The following is a 20,215-nucleotide window of genomic DNA, read 5'->3' as shown; positions in this document are numbered from 1 at the left end:
TCGACAACCGTCGCAGACGGGCCCGACCGGACCGAGACTCCTGTTGTCATGTGTTGGTCCGACGTGTCTGGACACAGTGTCACGCGAGCGCCCGGGGCGCGGTAGGACTCACGTCGGTAGTGCGTTCGGCCGATCCACGCCGGTGTGACCGGTAGACGTCGAAACGGTGGATTGTCGCATTCCGACGACACGTGATCGCAACACAGGGGCAACGCCCCGGTGACCCAAACCCGGACGACCCGACACTGTGCTGGGTTTGCGGCGTCCATACCTGACACCGTGAGGGTCAACCGAGTGATCACCGGGGTGAAGAATGGCTTATCTCACATCCTGCAACACCCCTTTTTGGAGGCTCGATGACCAAGCTCGACCACGGGAAATACTTCACCAGCCTTCCGCGCGAGTACTACGTCTCACCGGAGCACTTCAAGACGGAAATGGACCAGGTCTGGTCCCGGCAGTGGGTGTACGTCGGCCACATGTCGCAGATTCCGAAGCGCGGGGACTACTTCACCTTCGAGCTCGGAGACGAGAGCCTCCTCCTGATCAGGGACGAGGGGGACACGGTGAACGCGGTCCACAACGTCTGCAGGCACCGGGCGCTCAGGCTGTGCGACCAGCCGACCGGCTCCGTACGTAAGCGACTGGTCTGCCCTTACCACTCCTGGAGTTACGCACTCGACGGCGAGTTGAAGACCGCGACCCGCCAGACCGATGGTGACAATTTCGACTATTCCGACTTCGGACTGTTCAAGATCCATGTCGACGTCTGGAGAGGGTTCATCTTCGTGTGCCTCGCAGACGAGGCGCCGAAGCCGGTCGCCTCGATGATCGACGAGAAAAGCACGGCAGACATGGACATGATCGAGCCGACTCGTATGAAGATCGCGCACGAGATCGTCTACGACGCGGAAGCCAACTGGAAGCTGCTCCTGGAGAACGGCGTCGAGTGCTACCACTGCCCCAGCGTTCATCCCGAGTTCTGCGTGGTCCTCAATGCGGAAGAGATGTCCGACTACTACGACCGCGACATGGTTCCCGAAGTGGTGCAGGGCCTCGTCATCCCGGTCAAGGCCGAACTCGATTCGTTGTCCATGGACGGTTCTTTCGTGTCCAGGAAGCTGCTCGGCAAGTTCGCCGAGGGAGCCGAGATTCCTCGTGAGTTCGGTGCCGGGTTCATGACCCAGCCGGGATACGCGTGGGGCGGATTCCACCCGGACTACGGGATGGTGGCAACGACCATTCCCGTCTCGGCGACCAGGACCAAGATGCTGTGCCAGTGGTTCGTTCACGAGGACGCCGTCGAGGGCGAGGACTACGACGTGGACGAGCTGATCAAGATCTGGGATGTGACGAACATTCAGGACCTGCACATTCAGGAGCGCCAGCAGAAGGGCCTGAGTTCGAGCAAGTACACACCCGGGCCGAACAGTTTCGACCAGGAACCCGGAATTCGCGCTTCGTTGCGCCTCTATCTGGACATGATCGGCGAACTCGAAGACTCCGAACGCTGACTGTCCACCCCGACCGATCTCGTAGAACCCCACAGGGCCCGCTGGGTCGACCGCTGTCATGCATGCCGTCGACCCAGCGGTGTTCGAGAAGCGGGTCAGTAGTCGTCGGGCTCGCGCCGCGTGGCGGACGCTCGGCCTCGTCATCAGTTCGCGTCAGAATGGAATCTTCTCGATGGTGAAGTGTGCAACAAACAAGTGGACCAACCTCATGGTCTCCTACATTGCATTGGTCGGCGGTCTGATCGCCTACAACGGCTGGGCGCCGAGCCTGAACGACATCAAGGCCGACCTGAGCTTGAGCTTCTCCCAAGCCGGCAGTCTGTCGGCCGTCACGGGATTCTCCGCGGGTGTCATGATCCTCGCGGGTGGCCTGGCGGCGTCCAAGTGGGGCAGCAAGAACGTCGTGCTGCTGGGCCTTCTGTGTGGAGTGGTCGGCCTCGCCATGTTCTCTCTCGCAGAGGGTTACGTCCTGGCGATCACCGGCCGTGCCGTCAGCGGGTTCGCGGTCGGACTGCTGTTCGTCGGCACCTACACGCTCGCTGCGGAATGGTTCCAGAGTGACAGGCAGACCAAGAGGGCGACCGGCATCATGATGTCGGGAGACGGTGTGGGTGTTCTCCTGTCCATCTTCGTCCTGGCCTTCGCCCTGTCTGCCTTCGGCTGGCGAAACGGCATCGCGTTCGAGTCGGTCATCCTTCTGGCCATGATTCCGATCGTGTTGCTGTTCTCACGCGACGTCACTCCGGTGGTTCCGGCAACCGCAGCCTCGTCGGTCGTCGAGCGATCGAAGCGCAGCGCCTGGTCGGCCGCCAGACACCGAAACGTGCTCGTGGCCACCATCTTCTGGTGCGGTGGCGTGGGTCTGCTCACGATGATGACTGTGTGGCTCCCCGGGATTCTCGTCGACGAGGCGGGGTGGTCCGAAAGCACCGCCGGCTTCTTCTCCTCGATGTTCTCGGTCATCGGAATGGTCGCTGCCTTCTCGGCCGCGTTCCTGACCGGGCGGTCGCTGAACCACAAGAGGCTGATCCTCTGGTCCGGTGTCGTCATCGTCGCTGCCCTGGCCGTTCTGACCGCGGGACTGGCGGCCGGCAATTACGTCGTGGTGGTTCTCGCTGTTCCCGTGATCGGGCTGGGCCTGTATTTCGGAGAGCCCCTCGCCCTGTCGATGGCCATCGACTCGGTGCGCGACGACCGCGCGATCGGTCTGGTGAACGGACTCGTGGTCGGGGTTCCGTGGATCACCGCGGGCACCCTCTTCCCGTATGCACTCGGATGGCTCCGTGACATCACCGGCAGCTACACGCTGGGCTTCGGCATTGCCATCGCCGTCATCTTCGGTGTCTGCGTCGTGCCGGTGTTCTTTCTCGACCCCCTCGCCGCACATCGTGAAGAAACGATCGAGCCGGCCGACTCGGTGCGTGCGAGTCGGTGAAGTAAGCACACCTGTCCATCGTCTGCGTCACCGAAACGCCACCCTCGGTCCGACAACCGATGGTGGCGTTTCGAGTTCGGGTGCTCACAGCGAACACGGCGCTACCCGAGGTTGCCCGGTCGGCGCAGCTGCGGACCGCAGAATTCTCTGCCCGCACCTCGCGCCCCCGTGGCGACGACCGCTGCGTGTCGCGCGAAGGGGATAATCGGTCCATGGACTCAGCTCGAACCAGCTCAGGCGCAGCAACACCCGGTGGGGGTGCCCTCACGGTGCGCGCTGCCCTGGATCTTCCGATCCTGCGGGGTGGCGCGCCCGAGGTCGTGGTCGGCTCGGACAACCTGGACATCCCGCTCAGGTGGGTTCACGTCTTCGAGGTACGGGACATCGCTTCGGTACTCAGAGGTGGCGAACTGTTGTTGTCCGAGGGCCGGATGTTCGGCAGCGCGGTCGAGGACCGACGTCTGATCGCCGAGCTCACCGAGCGCGGTGTGGCCGCACTCGTCATCGAGTTGGGGCCACGGCACCGGACGCTGCCGAAGAACGTGGTGGCCGCCTGTCGCGAACACGGGCTGACCCTGATCGCTCTACATCTACCTGTCGCCTTCATCGATATCACCGAGGCCATTCACAGCCAGATCGTGTCGTACAAACTCGGTCTGCTGGACAGTGCACACCAACTGCAGGACCGCCTCACGCAACTGGCTCTCGCGAACGGACGCATCCCCGAGATCCTGGACATTCTGGCGGAGGCCGTGCAGAACCCGGTCATCTACGAGCGCCAGTACGGAGGCTTCGTGTACCAGGCCCTGCACACCCTGACCGAGCGAGACGTGGCGGCGGCATGGGAGCAATTCACTCGTCGGATCGGTACCGCCCCGGATGCTCTCGAGACAGTGTTGGCGATACGCGAACGATCTGCCGGACGAATCGTCGCATTGTCGCTGAATCGTCCGTTCACGGAGGCCGACGAGGTAGCCCTGGAACGGACGGCGGGAATCATCAGCCTGGTGCTCATGCGGGACGAGCACCAGGACAGTGTCGCTGCCCGGAACCAGCGAGGCTTCCTGACGGCGTTGATGCACGGTGAGATGCCGCCGTACAGAGCCGAGTCTCGCGCAGCGACCCTGGGGTTCACGGCACCAGTTCTGTTGCCGCTGGCAATTCGTGCGGCCGCCCACCACCGTTCACGGCCGCTCAGTCTCGAGGACAGGTTGTGGAAGCAGATCTGGGACGACGTCAACGCGGAGATGAAGGGGCGCCGCGTGAGCGCGATGATCGACCAGGCGCCGTCGAACGACATCAGTCTGGTCATGCTCGGCCTGGAGGACGTCACCCAGAGAAGAGCCGCGGTCGACCGGTTCGCGGCAGTGGTGCAGGAGGCGGCGGATCGACACATCGGCATGCCGAACGGCGCGATCATCTGCGCCGGCTCGGCCGTTCACACGTGGCAGGCGGCCGGTGAGGGACTGATCCTCAGCGTGGAAGCGATGGAAGGATCCATGCAGAGTCAACCGCGAGCGTGGCACGATGCGGTCGATCTCGACCTCGATCGGTTGTTGTGGAGCCTCCGCCAGAATCCTGACCTGGCGCGGTTCGCGCACCTTCGACTCGACACTCTTCTGGATCACGATCGACAACGCCGTAGCGAGCTGTTCAAGACGCTGCAGGTACTACTGCGCCTCAACGGCCGGAAAGCGGAAGCGGCCAGGGCTCTGCACCTCGAGCGCCAGTCGCTGTACAGCCGAGTCGAACGAATCGAATCCCTGCTCGAAGTGGATCTCGACGATCCGGACACCCGACTCGGACTACACCTCGCTCTGCGCATCATGCGGCAGCTTCCCGAGGCCGTGGACGACTTCTGGGATTGAACGGACATGGAGTCGCTCGTTCGACCAGCAAGCCTCAAGATGTCGGTCAGAGGAGCCACCGACTGACGAACTGTCCATTGTCCTGACGGTCCACAGCATGAAGTCTTGCTTGTGATCGGCCGGGTGTCCTTCGTACGTCGTCGAGTGTGCGGCCCCGGTCACCGAGAAAGGGCAGACCCAACATGGCGATCGCAACTATCAATCCCGCTACCGGCGCGACTGTCAAGTCGTTCGAGCCGATGTCCGAATCGGAGGTGCAGGAAGCAATCCGCATCGCAGACGCTCGCTGGAAGCAGTTTCGTACGGTGAGCTTCGAGCAGCGGGCGACCTGGATGCACGCGGCGGCAGACAATCTCGAAGCCGACATCGACACCGTGGCCGAGATGATGACACTCGAAATGGGTAAGACCCTCGCCGCTGCGCGCGGAGAGGCCGCGAAGTGCGTGAAGGGTCTGCGTTTCTACGCAGACAATGCCGAAGCCATGCTCGCCGACGAAGCGCTGCCCGGCGGCGCCGACACCGTCGGAGCTTCGCGTGCGTACACCCGGTACGAGTCCCTGGGCGTCGTGCTCGCCGTCATGCCCTGGAACTACCCCTTCTGGCAGGTGTTGCGCTTCGCGGCGCCGGCCTTGATGGCCGGCAACGTGGGTCTGCTGAAGCATGCATCGAACGTCCCGCAGTGCGCGATGTACATCCAGGACCTCTTCGAACGTAGTGGCTTCCCGAAGGGTTGCTTCCAGACGCTGCTGATCTCGGCCGGCCAGGTCGAGGGCGTGTTGAGGGACCCGCGGGTCGCCGCGGCGACGATCACCGGAAGTGAGTGGGCGGGACGGTCGGTCGCGTCGATCTGCGGTGACGAGATCAAGCCTTCCGTTCTCGAACTGGGGGGCAACGATCCCTTCATCGTGATGCCCTCCGCCGACCTGGAGTCGGCCGTCGCGACCGCGGTCACTGCCCGCACTCAGAACAACGGTCAGTCGTGCATCGCCGCGAAGCGATTCCTCGTACACGCGGACGTCTACGACCAGTTCACCACCCGTTTCGTCGAGGCGATGTCGGCCCTGGTGGTCGGGGATCCCGTCGACGACACGACGGACGTGGGCCCCCTGGCCACGTCCGACGGCCGTGACGAGGTGAAGGAACTCGTGGACGACGCGATCGACAAGGGTGCGTCGATCCTGTGCGGAGGACGAGCACTGGATGGTCCGGGCTGGTACTTCCAGCCGACGGTCATCTCCGACATCTCGTCCGAGATGCGGGTGAACGACGAGGAGGTGTTCGGGCCTGTTGCCATGCTCCACCGGGTCACGGACATGGACGACGCGATCGCGGTCGCGAACTCCACACCGTTCGGCCTGGGCTCATCGGCGTGGACCAGTTCGCGGGAGGAGCAGGATCGGTTCGCCGCGGAGATTGCTGCGGGCCAGGTGTTCATCAATGGGATGACGACGTCGTATCCCGAACTTCCCTTCGGTGGTACGAAGCGTTCGGGCTACGGCCGCGAACTCTCGTACCACGGCCTCCGGGAGTTCTGCAACGCCAAGACCGTGTGGGTGAAGTGAATGACTGAGCGACGTGTTCCGGGTGACCAAGTGCGGTCATCTCTCTCCGACGTGACTCGGCGAACGGACGCCCTGACAGAGGAGGCAACCCATGCGCTTGGCAGGTAAGTCCGCAGTCATCACCGGAGCGACCAGTGGTCTGGGTCTCGCGACTCTGCAGGCCATGACCCGTGAAGGCGCATCCGTCATCGCTGTCGGTCGTGATCGCGAGCGTGGTCAGAGGGCAGTCGACGCAGTCGTCGCTGATGGCGGGAAGGCACTCTTCCACCAGGGAGACGTCACCGTCGAGGCCGACATCCGAGCGATGATCGACCGATGCCGCTCGGAATTCGGGCGCATCGACATCATGCACAACAATGCCGCGTATCTGGTCACCGCTGCGATTCACGAGACCACGAACGAACAATGGTCTGCGTCGCTCGCAGCAAACCTCACATCGGTGTTCTGGGGTACGAAGCACGCTGTGCTCGCGATGCGGGAGCAGGGGCACGGGGGCTCGATCGTCAACACCGCGTCCGTGGCCGGTTTCACCGCTACCGGCGACACAGCAGGATATGTCGCCACCAAGTCGGGTGTCCTCGGACTCACCCGAGACACGGCCATCGCGTACGCAGCAGAGGGAATCCGCTGTAACGCCGTGTGCCCCGGCGACTTCGACTCGCCGATGTTGGAACACTTCTTCGAGACAGCGACGAATCCCGCGGCTGCGCGTGATTCGATGGAGCAGCTCTATCCGACTCGCCGGATTCTGTCACCGGCCGATGTTGCTGCTGTCATCGTGTTTCTCGCCTCGGAGGAGTCGAGGGGTATGACGGGAACGTCCATGGTCGTCGACGACGGACTGACCGCCAAGACGTACTGACCATTCGTAGCCGCGACTGTGGATCCGCCCGAACCGATTGCGCCTCGATCGGTTCGGGCTCCCGGTCGTGTGTGGACGGAACTCGTCGTCGGACCCCCGTGCTCGCACCCGTCGACCACCGCGCCACGTTTCGGATTCGGCCGGCACTCGAGACGTACCCACCTACCAACGACGATGGCAGCCACCTCCCGACACGGGCACATTCGGGCCGATGTCTGCAGGCCGGCGCGCTGATCCGTGAACGCGGCCACCATCGACGATGTTCACCGACATGCAGCCATGGACAGTCTGTCAGGCCCGTGTGACCAGGTTCCTACACCTTGCCTCTGGTTGGAGAATACCGCCGAGAACCATGCTCGGAGCATGCAAGCAACCTCCTCCACCCTCGCCGACGTCCATGACGCATCCGGCCTCGGGGCATCGACAGGCATCACCGCGGCGCCCGACGAGTTGATCGGTTTCGACCGACGACACGTCATGCACGGTTTCACCAACTTCGATCGTGACGCTGCCCCCGGACCCATCTTCGCGTCGGGAAGAGGTGTGCGACTGATCGACGTCGACGGAAACGAGTGGTTGGACGGATGTGCCGGCCAGGCGAACGTCAGCCTGGGATACGGACGCGACGAGCTCGCCGACGTCGCTGCCTCCACTCTCAAGTCGCTGGCTTTCGGAACGCACTTCTACCACAACCGCAGTCATGTCTGGGCCTCGCAACTGGCCGACCGCCTCGCCCACATCACACCCGCCGGCATCGACCAGTTCTTCTACGGCGTGGGCGGCTCCGACGCCGTCGAGACCGCCATCAAGATCGCCCGGTTCTCCAACATCACCAACGGACGACCGGAGAAGATCCACATCATCGGCCGGATGAACAGCTACCACGGTGTGAGCTACGGCGGAGCCAGCATGACGGGCGACCGGGCGATGTGGTCGAACATCGGCCCGCTGCTGTCGGGCTTCTCGCACATCGCACAGCCCGAGAGCGGCAGCGTCGGATCAGCTCAGGCACTCGAGGACGAGATTCTTCGTGTGGGGCCGGAGAACGTCGCAGCATTCCTCGCGGAACCGATCTCCACGCCGAACGGTCTGTACTGCCCGCCGGACGACTACTGGCCGCAGATCCGCGCGATCTGCGACCGGTACGACGTCCTGCTGATCGCCGACGAAGTTCTGGTGGGATTCGGCCGCGCGGGCGCACTGTTCGCGATCAACCGCTGGAACGTCTCACCCGACATCCTCACGATGTCCAAGGCGATCACAGCCGGCTACCTGCCACTATCGGTGGTCGGAGTGTCGAGCAGGGTGCGGGAGGCTCTTGCGGCAAGTGGCGAGAAGTTCGTCCACGGCGTCACCTACGGTGGGCATCCGGCCGCATGCGCAGTCGCTCTCGCGACCATCGACATCATGGAGCGCGAGGACGTGGTCGGCCAGGCTCTGCGCGGTGGTGACTACTTCGCTCAGCAGCTCTCCAGACTGGCCGACAGTCAGGACATCCTGGACAAGAGTTCCGCGCGTGCCACAGGCATGATGGTCGCCATCAACCTCAAGCTCGACGAGTACGGCGACGAATTCGGAGTACGCGTCCACGAAGAGTTCGCTCGTCGTCGTGTCCTCGTGCGCTCGTACCGCAACAACAGGACCATCGGTTTCCTCCCGGCTCTGACCATCCAGACCGAGGACATCGACGCCATCGTCGAGAGGGTCGGCGAGTCGATCTCCGCGACACGTGCGTCGCTGGGTGTGTAGTCACAAGTCCGGCAGTCATTTCCGCATATCGAACAGTGCACATCGAGAGGGATTCAATGTCAGTCCAAGCAGTCGATAACTCGGTTGTTCAGCGTTACCCGGTGATCGCACGGCTGAACAGGCCGTACATCGACGGCGCGTTCGTGGATCCTCAGACCGACGACACATTCGCACGTGTGACACCCGTCAACGGTCAGGCTCTCCCGTCCATCGCGTCGTGTGGCGATGCCGACGTCGACCGCGCGGTGGCGTCGGCACGGAAAGCGTTCGAGACGTCGGACTGGCGCCGTCGCAGTCCACGCGAACGCAAGAGGGTTCTCCAGCGTCTCTCGGTGCTCATGCTCGAGAACAAGGACGAGATGGCGGCTCTGCTGACCGCCGACATGGGCAAGCCGATCGCCTCCGCCACGTGGGAAGTCGAGTTCAGCGCCGAAGTCTTCGAGTGGTTCGGAGAAGCCGTCGATCACCTCTTCGGAGACGTCGCCCCGCTCGGCCATGACGCCCACGCAACCATCACCCGTGAGCCCATCGGCGTCGCGGCAGCCGTCACTCCGTGGAACTTCCCGCTGCTGATGCCGTCCGTCAAGTTGGCTCCGGCGCTGGCCAGTGGCAACACCGTCGTCCTGAAGCCGGCCGAGCAGTCACCGCTCGCCGCACTGCGCCTGGCCGAGCTGGCAACCGAGGCAGGGCTGCCCGACGGTGTGCTCAACGTCGTCACCGGGCTCGGCGAGACGGCCGGCAAGGCTCTGGCCCTGCACATGGACGTCGACGCGATCGGATTCACGGGCTCGACTTCCGTGGGCCGCCTGATCATGAAGTACGCGGCCGAATCGAACCTGAAGAAGGTGTCGCTCGAGCTCGGTGGCAAGTCCCCCAGCCTCGTGTTGGCGGACGCCGCCGACCACGAGATGGTTGCGGTCAAGACCGCCGAGGCAATTTTCGGCAATACCGGTCAGATGTGCGACTCCAGCTCGCGCATGGTCGTTCACGAGTCGATCGCGGACTCGGTGATCGAACACCTCAACACTGTGGCAGGACGCTGGCAGCCGCTCGACCCGTTCGACCCCACCGCAGTGATGGGGCCGGTCGTCGACAAGAGTCAGTACGACCGGGTTCTCGGTTACCTCGACGTGGGCCGCGAGGAAGGTGCGCAGGTCACCGTCGGCGGCAATGCCACGATGGTCGATACCGGCGGCTTCTACATCGAACCCACGGTTCTCCGGAACGTCACCAACGACATGCGTGTCGCCCGCGAGGAAATCTTCGGACCGGTGCTCTCGGTCATCACCTTCTCCGACGACGAGGAGGGTCTCCGGATTGCCAACGACACCAACTACGGTCTCGCTGCCACGGTGTGGACGAACGACATTCGCAAGGCACACCGCATGGCCCGTGAGATTCGCGCAGGTGCGGTCCTGGTCAACGGTGACGAATTGTTCGACGTGACGCTTCCGCACGGCGGATTCAAGGAGTCCGGCATGGGGCGTGACTACTCGCACTACGCCTTCGACAACTGGACCCAGCTGAAGGCGACCTACATCAACCTCGCATGATTCGACGTCGCCTCGAGTAGCTTCACCGTTTCGTCACTCTGCACGGTGGTCTTCGGGCCGCCGTGCAGAGTGGCATCACGGGAATGCAATTCCCGCGCGAATGAACAGGTACGGCGCACTACGCGCCGACCAGCTCGAATGGCACTCCCGCAACGGCCACAAAGCCTCGACAACGGATGCCACGTAGTCCACAAGTCGGTAAAATCGATTGTGAAGCACGTCCAACCGAGGGCGCAGGCTTACCCCTACCTCTTTCACCGCCACAGCCCTGAACGGCGGATCTCCTCGCATTCGCGAGAAAGGTTGAGAACAGACATGGATCCTCGCCACTCGATTTTGTTCGAGCCCATCGCCATCGGTCCCAAGACGATTCCGAACAGGTTTCTGCAAACTCCCCACTGCACGAGTTTCGGCACCACCAAACCACGGTCTCAGGCGCACCACCGCAAGGTGAAAGCGGAAGGTGGGTGGGGATTGATCTTCACCGAGGAATGCTCCATTCACCCGGAGGCCGACCAATTCCCGTTCGTCCTCGCTCGATTGTGGGACGAAGAAGATGTGGCGAACCTTTCTCTCATGGTGGACATGGTTCACGAGGAGGGTTCCCTGGCAGGAATCGAGCTGTGGTACGGCGGTGTCAATCCGCTGAACATGGAGTCTCGCGGTGTCTCACGAGCCCCCTCTCAGATCGTCAGTGACGTGTACTCCATGGCACCGTGCCTCGAGATGGATCTGTCCGACATCGAGCTGGTGCAGGGTTTCTACGTCGATGCGGCTCTCCGATCGCGTGACGCCGGATTCGACGTCATCTGTCTGTACGGTGGCCACGAGGGCCTGCTCGAGCAGTTCTTGTCGCCGTACTACAACAAGCGGACCGACAATTACGGAGGTTCTCCCGAGAACCGTGCACGAATGTGGCGCGAGGTCATCGAGAAGGTGCGCGCAGCAGTCGGGTCGGACATGGCCATCTCCGTGCGCCTCTCCGCCGACTCACTTCGAGGTGACGAGGGCATCCAGCTCGAGCGCGACGTTCTTCCGTTCGTCCGCGCGTGCGACGACATCGTCGACCTGTGGGACGTGTACCTCGGTGGCGTCGACTGGGGCGACGACGCGACCCCGTCTCGGTTCTTCAGGTCGGGTCGTGCACTGGACTACGTGAAGCGAATCAAGGAGACGACCAGCAAGCCTGTCGTCGCTGTGGGACGCTTCACCGATCCGGGCGCGATGGCTCAGATCATCAAGGAGGGCGTGGTCGACATCGTCGGCGCGGCACGGCCCACCATTGCCGACCCGTTCCTTCCCAACAAGATCAGGGAAGGTCGGCCGGAGGACATTCGCGAGTGCATCGGGTGCAACATCTGCATCTCTCGCTTCGAACACGGCGGCCCTCCGATCATCTGCACCCAGAACGCGACCGCCGGCGAGGAATACCGACGCGGCTGGCATCCCGAGCGGTTCGACCGGGCGCTCAACGCCGACTCCAATGTCCTGATCGTGGGCGCCGGCCCCGCCGGCATGGAGTGTGCACGCGTACTCGGGGAGCGCGGCATGAGCAATGTCCACCTCGTCGACTCCGAGCCGGAGATGGGCGGCCATCTGCGCTGGTTGTCCACCTTGCCCGGACTGAATGAGTGGAGTCGTGTCATCGACTACCGAATGATTCAGATCGACAAGCTGAAGAATGTCGAGTTCATTGCCAACACTCAGTTGTCGGCCGCGGATATTGCGGACTACGGCGCGAACATCGTCATCACGGCCACCGGCTCTCATTGGTCCGAGATCGGTCTGGGTCCAGTCACCAGGAATGGGCTCATCTCGACGAAAGCACCCAACGTCCTCACTCCGGAGGACATCCTGAAGCACGGGCGTGACGTGCCCGGAACCCACGTGACCATCATCGATCAGGACGGCTATCACGTCGGCGCCGGCTTGGCCGATCTCCTGTCCTCGCGTGGCAAGAAGGTCACGTTGCTCACCCACATGTCCGAGCTCGCCCCCTATACGAACTACACGTTGGAAGCCAATTTCCTGCGACGTAAATTGCACAAGCAGGGCGTGACCATCGTGACGAACTGCATCCCGGTGGCCCTCACCGAGGACGGTGTCACGGCACATTCGGCCTACGCCGATCCGAGCGATACTCAGTTCTACCCGTCGGATGCTGTCGTCCTGGTGACCCAGCGGGTGTCGGACACCTCCGTCTACCGCACGCTCCAGGACGAGATCGGGTCCGTTCAGTTGCTCGAGGACGGCGTCGAATCCGTGTACAGGATCGGTGACAGCGTCGCTCCGAGAATCATTGCCGAGGCCGTGTTCGACGGTCACCGTCTGGCACGCGAGATCGATTCGCCCAACCCCGCCATCGCGTTGCCGTACCACCGGGAACGCCTCGTGGAGTTGCGACTCGAACGGACACGTCCGGGTGCGTTGACGTCCTGAGCACAGTGTGAGCGGTCTCGGGTCGACCTCTGGTCGGCCCGAGACGGCCCGGTGCTTCGACACGGAAAGAGTGAGTGTGCGCAAGAAGGTGTGGGTACTGCTCACCGCGGCAGTTCTGTCGGAGACAGCGGCGGCCCTGTCACTCAAAGCCGCCCTCGATGCGAAGGCGTTGTATTCGGTCGTCGTCGCGGGATACGGCGTGTCCTTCGTCCTGCTGTCCATGATTCTGCGTGCCGGTGCCCCGATCGGAAAGATCTACGGAATCTGGGCAGCATCGGGTATTGCTCTGACGGCGCTCTTCGGAACTCTCGTCTTCGATGAACCCATGACCGGCGCGATGATCGCGGGCATCTTCCTGGTCATGGGAGGTGTCGTGCTGGTCGAGTTCGGCTCCGGCCGCGCCGAACGGGTGGCCCGCGCGTGATGTGGTGGCTTCTGTCCGGTGCGATCGTCGTCGAGGTCGCGGCGACCCTCGCTCTCCGTGCGTCGGAGGGTGGACGCAAGAAGGCGTGGCTCGTCCCGGTCGTGGCGGGATATGTCGTCGCGTTCGCATTGTTGTCCGCGACGCTGTCGGAGGGCATGGCCGTCGGTGTGGCATACGGGGTCTGGGCGGCATGCGGCGTGGCTCTCACTGCCGTGGCCGGCAGGCTGTTGTTCCGAGAGCCACTGACGTGGATCATGGCGCTCGGTATCGCCACCATCGTCGGCGGAGTCCTGCTCATCGAAACTGGTTCCGCTGCTCATTGACGACCAACGAACGACCACGTCTGTCCGACATGTCACCCGATCAGGAGTAACCATGACCACCAGTCCCGTCGAAACCGGTTCGTGGACGGACACATCCACGCCGACCACTGCCGGAGTGGACAACCTGTGGATGCACTTCACCCGCATGGGCTCCTTCCGACACAAAGACGTCCCCGTCATCACTCGGGGCGAGGGGAACTACATCTACGACTCCCGTGGTCGCAAGATCCTCGACGGTCTGTCGGCACTGTTCGTCGTCCAAGCGGGTCATGGACGACAGGAGCTCGCTGACGCGGCGGCCGCGCAGGCTGCCACTCTCGCTTACTTTCCGGTGTGGGGCTACGCAACTCCCCCTGCGATCGAACTCGCGGAGAGGCTGGCGAGCTACACGCCCGGTGATCTCGATCGCGTGTTCTTCACCACCGGTGGCGGCGAGGCCGTGGAGAGTGCATGGAAGGTCGCCAAGCAACACTTCAAGCTGATCGGGAAACCGTTGAAGCACAAAGTGATCAGCAGGGCGACTTCCTACCACGGCACGACGCACGGGGCCCTCGCCATCACGGGCGTACCTGCCATGAAACAAGCGTTCGAGCCGTTGGCACCGGGCGGGTTCCGTGCGGCCAACACGAACTTCTACCGCGCGGAGGCGCACGCGGACGACCGGGAGTTGCATGCACTCTGGGCCGCCGACCGAATCGAGGAAGCGATCCTCTTCGAGGGACCGGAGACGGTCGCGGCGGTCTTCCTCGAGCCGGTACAGAACTCTGGCGGGTGCCTCACTGCGCCTGCCTCCTACTTCCGACGCGTGCGGGAGATCTGCGACAAGTACGACGTGTTCCTGGTGTCGGACGAGGTGATCGGTGCATTCGGACGTCATGGAACGATGTTCGCGTGCAGCAAGTTCGGCTACACACCCGACATCATCACCTGCGCCAAGGGCATGTCCTCCGGATACAGTCCCATCGGCGCGATGATCGCGTCCGAACGGGTGATCGAACCATTCCTGGCGGACACCACCACTGCGTTCGCACACGGTTACACGTTCGGGGGGCATCCGGTGTCGGCGGCGGTGTCCCTCGCCAATCTCGACATCTTCGAGCGAGAGAAGCTCAACCAGCACGTGCTCGACAACGAAGCGGGGTTCGAGAAGACTCTGGGCAAGCTACGCGATCTCCCCATCGTGGGTGATGTCCGCGGCGACGGTTACTTCTGGGCCATCGAGCTCGTCACCGACGCGTCGACGAAGGGCCGACTCGACGCGACCCAGCGCGAACGCATCATCAAGCAATTCCTGCCCGCGGCCCTGTTCGACGCCGGTCTCTACTGTCGGCCCGACGACCGTGGTGACGCAGTCGTCCAACTGGCTCCCCCACTGACGTGCGGACAGTCCGAGTTCGACGAGATGGAGCAGATCTTGCGCGCGGTCCTCAGCGAAGCACAGTCGCTTCTCTGAGCTCGGCCTCGCGGTCTACACCGCGGTGTCGGTACGACGGTCGGAGACCGACACCAGTATGTTGCGGAGCTCGACCAGGACGGGCCGAGTCTCCGCACCGGTACGAACGGCGGTGTACACCTTGCGAACCGGCTTGGTGGCGAGGGACACGAACTGCGCCTGCGGACGGTACCCGTCCCACACGAGGTCGGGTAGCAGCGTGACGCCGTGCCCGGTCTCGGCCAATCGAGCGAGAACCAACAGGTCCGCAGATTCGAAGCGGACCCGCGGCTCGAACCCAGCTGCCCTGCACGCTGTCTCGGCCCAGTCGCGCGCCGGCTTTCCCTTCGGTTCGAGAATCCAGGGGACGTCCGCGAAATCGGCCAGTTCTCTCCGGTCCCTGTTGGGTTTCCACCTGTCGGCCACATAGATTCGCATCGGGTCGTCGAACAGCATCCTGCGGTCGACACCCGTGTCCGTCGGCTGGTCGCCACCCGGGTACTGCTCACCGAGTATCAGGTCGAATTCGCCGGCCTGGAGCGCAGACGTCGCCGAATCCGGCTGCACCTCGGTCAGATACAACGTGAGGTCGGGATGCCGAACACTCATCTCCTCCAGTACCCCTGGAACGAGGGCCATGGCCGCCGTCTGGAACGTGGCGATACGAACCTCGCCGACGATGTCGGATCGGGTGGCGGCCAGCGCAGCCTGAGCCCGCTCGACCTGTTGCAGAATCCCCTCGGCATGACGAACCAGTAGTTCTCCTGCATCGGTCAGCCGAACTCGCCGACCTACCTGTTCGAGCAGCGGCACACCTGCTTCGTTCTCCAGTTGACCGAGCTGTTGGCTGACCGTCGACGCGCTGTACGACAGCGCGTCCGCGACGCGCCCGATAGTTCCGCGGCGACTCAGTTCGACCAGCAATCGCATGCGGTGCAGGTTCAGCATCTCGCTCCACCCTTCGGAAATTCCGATGATTATAAGCGCCAAACATGCGCTGGACCGAATGCTGCGGCTCCGTGAAGATCGTAGTGGTCCCGAGCCAACGGTGTCTCGGGACCTCATACCACTGGTCAGGCCGCACTCGACGCCGTCTCGACCGTCTCCCGAGGAGTCCCCGCATGGGAAAAGCCACGAATTTTCTGTACCTCTCCGAACCCGACTGCATTGCTGCCGGTGTGCTCGACGCTGCCCGTTGTGTCGATGTCTCTCAGGAGACGTTCGAACTTCTCGCGTCCGGTGACTATCTGATGGGCGGCCCGAACCACAACAGTCACGGCATGGGTGTCGTCTTTCCCCGGTCGAGCGCATTCCCCAACATGCCGACTGCAGGCCCGGACCGCCGGTTCGTGGCGATGCCCGGATACCTGGGCGGCCGGTTCGACGTGTGCGGCAACAAGTGGTACGGCTCCAATCACGCCAACACGGCCAAAGGGCTACCCCGTTCGGTCCTCACGTTGATGTTGAACGACAAGGACACTGGCGAGCCGCTGTGCCTGATGTCGGCCAACCTGCTGAGCTCCGCTCGGACCGGGGCAGTGCCCGGCGTCGCCTCTCGCCATCTCGCCAGATCCGACTCCCGGACCGTCGCCGTCCTGGGATGCGGACCGATCAACCGTGCATGCCTGCGGGGTATCGCCAGCCAACTTCCGAAGCTGGAGAAGGTCTACTGCTTCGACCTCTTCGAGGACGCAGCGAACGGCTTCGCCGAGTGGGCGCGCAAGGAATTCGGTGTCGACGCCGTCGTCGAGAGCGATCTCCAGACTGCGGTGGGGACTGCCGACGTGGTCAGCGTGGCCGCGTCCCGCGTCAAACCCCTCGTCGTCGAGAACTCCTGGTTCGCCTCCGGCGCCACCATTCTCGTGTCCGGTCCCATCTCACCCGATGATGCATTCTGGACGGAGAACCGGGTCGTACTCGACCACGTCCCGCTGCACGAAGCCTACGTGGAGGAAGCCGAGGCGTCTCCGGACAAGCAGGCGGCCTACGACGGCATCATCGGTGGACCGCTGTATCGACTCGTCGACGACGGCACACTTCCTCCCCTCCCCGATTTCGCCGACCTCGGATCCGTCATCCGCGGAACGGCACCCGGCCGAGCGGACGACGACGAGCGGATCGTCTTCATCGCCTGTGGCATGTCGGTGTTCGACTTGTCCTGGGGATACGAGATCTACCGCTCCGCTCTGGACAAGGGTGTGGGCACCGAGCTGAACCTGTGGGAATCCCCGTACACCGACTGACGCCGTTCGGCCACTCCCCGACTCGATCACGCGCGAACCCGCCGCAGCCGGCCGACGCGACCGTGTCTCGATCTCCCCGCTCACGAAAGGGCTCACCCGATGAGCAAGATCAGAAATTTCGAACACCTCGTCGGCGTCGGCGATGTCCGGTCACGTGAGATCGTCCTGTCGATCACCGACCGCGTTCTCACACGCCTGGACGGCTACGAACGCATCAAGTCCATCATGCGTCTCGACGACGACGTTCTCACCATCGGCACGCGAACGTGGGATCTCTCCACCAAGCGGAACGTCTACCTCCTCGGCGCCGGCAAAGCGTGCAATCACATGGCCATGGCGGTAGACGAGATTCTGGGTGACCGACTCACTCACGGAATAGCCATCGTCAAGGTCCCGGAAGACTCCGACCGCTTCGATCGGACCACCGTGTACGTCGGTGGACACCCGATTCCGAACGAGGTCGGACTTCACGCGTCTCGCGAGATCCTGGACCTCGTCGACGCGGCCGGCCCGGACGACCTGTTCATCGCAGTCGTCTCCGGCGGTTCCTCGGCGCTCATGAGCTGTCCGATCGACGGCATCACGCTGCAGGACGAGATGGAGGCCACCGACATCCTCCTCAAGAGTGGCGCGGGCATCTACGAGATCAACGCCATCAGGCGTCACATCTCTCAGATGAACGGCGGGATGCTCGCGAAACGTATCGACGCCGTCGGGGCGGAGCTGATCGGGTTCGGCATCTCCGACGCCATCGGCACACCTCCGACCGGCGACATCGGTGTGCCGTACGCCGATTACAAGTCCACGCCCATCGGACCGGATCGTACGACCCTCGCCGACGCTCGAGCGGTGATCGAGAACTACGACCTCTCGACCCGGTTGCCGGCAAGCATCGTCACGTACCTCATGGAGGTGGGGGACGAAGGGGAAACTCCGAAGTCTTTCCCCCGCAACACCTACTTCCTGCTGAACACCCTCCCGGACTCGGTGAGATACGCCAAGGAGGCTGCGGAGGAACTCGGGCTCCCAGCCATGATCGTCAGTTCGTTCCTCGAGGGTGAGAGCAAGGACGCGGGTACGTTCTTCGCCTCCATCGCCCGCGAGATCCAGTCCAGTGGACATCCCATCGCCGCACCGTGTGTCCTCGTCTCGGCCGGTGAGACGACCACCGAGATCCGCGACAACAGTCTGATCACCGGCAGCGGCGGCCCGGGGCACGAGCTCACTGCTGCATTCGCGATTGCCGCAGCGAACACGCCAGGTGCGGCGATGCTGTCGATCGATTCCGAGGGAACCGACGGAACCACCTCTGCCGCAGGCGGTCTCTGTGACTCGACCACCTACTCCCGTGCTCGCGAGGGGGGCGTCAATCTGCACGCCGCGCTCCGTGGGCACGCCACTCACGAGGCCTTGACCTCACTCGGCGACACGGTGATCACCGGCAACACCGGTACCAATCTGTGCGACCTCAACATCCTGTACGTTCCCGCGCTCGACGCGTGATGAGATCTGGAGACATACGCCATGAAGATCACCTCGGTCATTGCCCGTCAGCTACTCGACACCAAGACCCGCCCTCTCGTCGAGGTCGAGATTCGCACCGACACCGGGCATGTGGGGCTGGGCGCGGCCCCCACCGGTAGTTCGGTGGGTGTGCACGAAGCCTTCGTTCTGCGTGACGGCGATCCGGACGAGTACGACGGACTCAGCGTTCACCACGCGGTGGCATCGGTGACAGAACACATCGCGCCCGCACTGCTGGGCGCCGAACTGGATCTTCGCGCACTCGATCAGCGCATGATCGAACTCGACGGCACGTCCGACAAGAGCAAGCTCGGCAGCAATGCGATCTACTCCGTGTCGATCGCACTTCTGCGCGCCTCGGCCGCGGCGGCCGGTGTCCCCACCTACACCTACGTTGCCGACCGGATGGGACTGCCGGCGGTCAGCACGGTGCCGGTACCCAGTTTCAACATGATCAACGGGGGCCGCTACGGCGACGTCGTCCAACCCTTCAACGAATTCCTGGTCATGCCCTACAAGGCCGAATCCATCGAGCAGGCCGTCGAGAAGAGCGTCAAGGTCTTCAAGGTCCTCGATCAACTGCTGACCGAGAAGATGGGCCACAAGCCGCGAGTTGCCTCGTCCTACGGATACGCGGCTCCCTACTCCGACCCGCGCGACGTGCTACGGGTGCTGTCGGAGGCGGTCGATCGCGCAGGCTGCTCCGACATCATGGGATTCGCGCTGGATTGCGCGTCGTCGGAGATGTACGACAAGGACGCCCACACATACGAATTGAACGGCCGTCGGGTGACGTCCGCCGAACTGATCGACTACACGCGCCAGCTCTCCGAGGAATTTCCCCTCGTCTTCGTCGAAGACCTTCTCGACGAGGACGACTGGGACGGGTACACCCGAGCAGTGTCCGACATTCCGAAGACCATCATCCTGGGAGACGATCTGATCGTCACCAATCGCGAGCGTCTCGAGAAGGCAGTGCAACTCTCGGCTGTCGACGGATTCATTCTGAAGCCGAACCAGGTCGGGACGATCTCGGAGGCGCTCGACTGCTACTCCTTCGGCCGAGATCGTGGCCTGCTCGCAATCCCGTCCGGCCGTTCGGGGGGTGTCATCGACGATGTCGTGATGGATCTGTCGGTCGGCCTCGGTGTGCCGTTCCAGAAGAACGGCGCTCCACGCTCCGGTGAACGGATCGAGAAGCTGAATTTTCTGCTCCGCGTGGCGGATTCGGTACCCGGCTGCACACTGTCCGACGTCTCGGCGCTCGTCAAGTTCTGAAGGCTCTCG

15 protein-coding genes are annotated in these 20,215 nt (G+C 63.4%); 14 read left to right on the top strand and 1 reads right to left on the bottom strand.

What is annotated here, in order from left to right; all coding sequences use genetic code 11:
• Window positions 1–356: 356 nt before the first annotated feature.
• The 11 genes from JOE30_RS07265 (at window position 357) to JOE30_RS07215 (ending at window position 15,182) form a co-directional block, all read left to right on the top strand.
• Entirely contained in the window at window positions 357–1,514 is a 1,158-nt protein-coding gene (locus JOE30_RS07265) for an aromatic ring-hydroxylating dioxygenase subunit alpha (RefSeq protein ID WP_204870029.1), read from the top strand.
• A 208-nt stretch (window positions 1,515–1,722) separates the two neighbouring features.
• Window positions 1,723–2,949 carry a nitrate/nitrite transporter gene (locus tag JOE30_RS07260; protein ID WP_209993096.1) on the top strand — a complete coding sequence of 409 codons (1,227 nt, stop codon included), beginning with the start codon at window positions 1,723–1,725 and terminating at the stop codon, window positions 2,947–2,949.
• 212 nt (window positions 2,950–3,161) lie between these two features.
• Window positions 3,162–4,817 carry a PucR family transcriptional regulator gene (locus tag JOE30_RS07255; protein ID WP_204870025.1) on the top strand — a complete coding sequence of 552 codons (1,656 nt, stop codon included), beginning with the start codon at window positions 3,162–3,164 and terminating at the stop codon, window positions 4,815–4,817.
• Window positions 4,818–4,999: 182 nt separating this feature from the next.
• Window positions 5,000–6,379 carry an NADP-dependent succinic semialdehyde dehydrogenase gene (locus JOE30_RS07250; RefSeq protein WP_204870023.1) on the top strand — a complete coding sequence of 460 codons (1,380 nt, stop codon included), beginning with the start codon at window positions 5,000–5,002 and terminating at the stop codon, window positions 6,377–6,379.
• Between the two features lie 91 nt (window positions 6,380–6,470).
• A complete protein-coding gene (locus JOE30_RS07245) occupies window positions 6,471–7,241 on the top strand; it encodes an SDR family NAD(P)-dependent oxidoreductase (protein ID WP_204870021.1) in 771 nt (256 codons plus the stop codon).
• Window positions 7,242–7,604: 363 nt separating this feature from the next.
• A complete protein-coding gene (locus tag JOE30_RS07240; RefSeq protein WP_204870020.1) occupies window positions 7,605–8,990 on the top strand; it encodes an aspartate aminotransferase family protein in 1,386 nt (461 codons plus the stop codon).
• A gap of 101 nt (window positions 8,991–9,091) precedes the next feature.
• Window positions 9,092–10,543, top strand: a complete 1,452-nt coding sequence (locus JOE30_RS07235) for an aldehyde dehydrogenase family protein (RefSeq protein ID WP_307806094.1) — start codon at window positions 9,092–9,094, stop codon at window positions 10,541–10,543.
• Between the two features lie 315 nt (window positions 10,544–10,858).
• Entirely contained in the window at window positions 10,859–12,982 is a 2,124-nt protein-coding gene (locus JOE30_RS07230; protein WP_239532507.1) for an FAD-dependent oxidoreductase, read from the top strand.
• Between the two features lie 76 nt (window positions 12,983–13,058).
• A complete protein-coding gene (locus JOE30_RS07225; protein WP_307806093.1) occupies window positions 13,059–13,406 on the top strand; it encodes an SMR family transporter in 348 nt (115 codons plus the stop codon).
• Window positions 13,406–13,729, top strand: coding sequence for a multidrug efflux SMR transporter (locus JOE30_RS07220; protein ID WP_204870840.1), 324 nt, complete (start codon window positions 13,406–13,408; stop codon window positions 13,727–13,729). Before JOE30_RS07225 ends, JOE30_RS07220 begins: the two co-directional genes overlap by 1 nt.
• Before the next feature lie 52 nt (window positions 13,730–13,781).
• Window positions 13,782–15,182 carry an aspartate aminotransferase family protein gene (locus tag JOE30_RS07215; RefSeq protein ID WP_204870016.1) on the top strand — a complete coding sequence of 467 codons (1,401 nt, stop codon included), beginning with the start codon at window positions 13,782–13,784 and terminating at the stop codon, window positions 15,180–15,182.
• 15 nt (window positions 15,183–15,197) lie between these two features.
• Here the strand turns inward: JOE30_RS07215 and JOE30_RS07210 are convergent, their stop codons facing one another.
• Window positions 15,198–16,109 carry a LysR family transcriptional regulator gene (locus JOE30_RS07210; RefSeq protein WP_204870015.1) on the bottom strand — a complete coding sequence of 304 codons (912 nt, stop codon included), beginning with the start codon at window positions 16,107–16,109 and terminating at the stop codon, window positions 15,198–15,200.
• A gap of 173 nt (window positions 16,110–16,282) precedes the next feature.
• Here JOE30_RS07210 and JOE30_RS07205 point away from each other — a divergent pair, with 173 nt between their 5' ends.
• From JOE30_RS07205 to JOE30_RS07195, 3 genes are all read left to right on the top strand, one after another.
• Window positions 16,283–17,404 carry a tyramine oxidase subunit B gene (locus tag JOE30_RS07205; RefSeq protein WP_204870014.1) on the top strand — a complete coding sequence of 374 codons (1,122 nt, stop codon included), beginning with the start codon at window positions 16,283–16,285 and terminating at the stop codon, window positions 17,402–17,404.
• Between the two features lie 99 nt (window positions 17,405–17,503).
• Window positions 17,504–18,907: a glycerate kinase gene (locus tag JOE30_RS07200; protein ID WP_204870013.1), complete on the top strand. Its 1,404-nt coding sequence runs from the start codon at window positions 17,504–17,506 to the stop codon at window positions 18,905–18,907.
• Window positions 18,908–18,928: 21 nt separating this feature from the next.
• Window positions 18,929–20,206 (top strand): enolase, encoded by a 1,278-nt coding sequence (locus JOE30_RS07195; RefSeq protein WP_204870011.1) that lies wholly within the window; start codon window positions 18,929–18,931, stop codon window positions 20,204–20,206.
• Window positions 20,207–20,215: the final 9 nt, after the last annotated feature.

This window comes from Rhodococcus sp. PvP016 (genome assembly GCF_017832185.1).
Lineage (GTDB): Bacteria > Actinomycetota > Actinomycetes > Mycobacteriales > Mycobacteriaceae > Rhodococcoides.
This window is presented reverse-complemented; position numbering and strand designations above follow the sequence as displayed.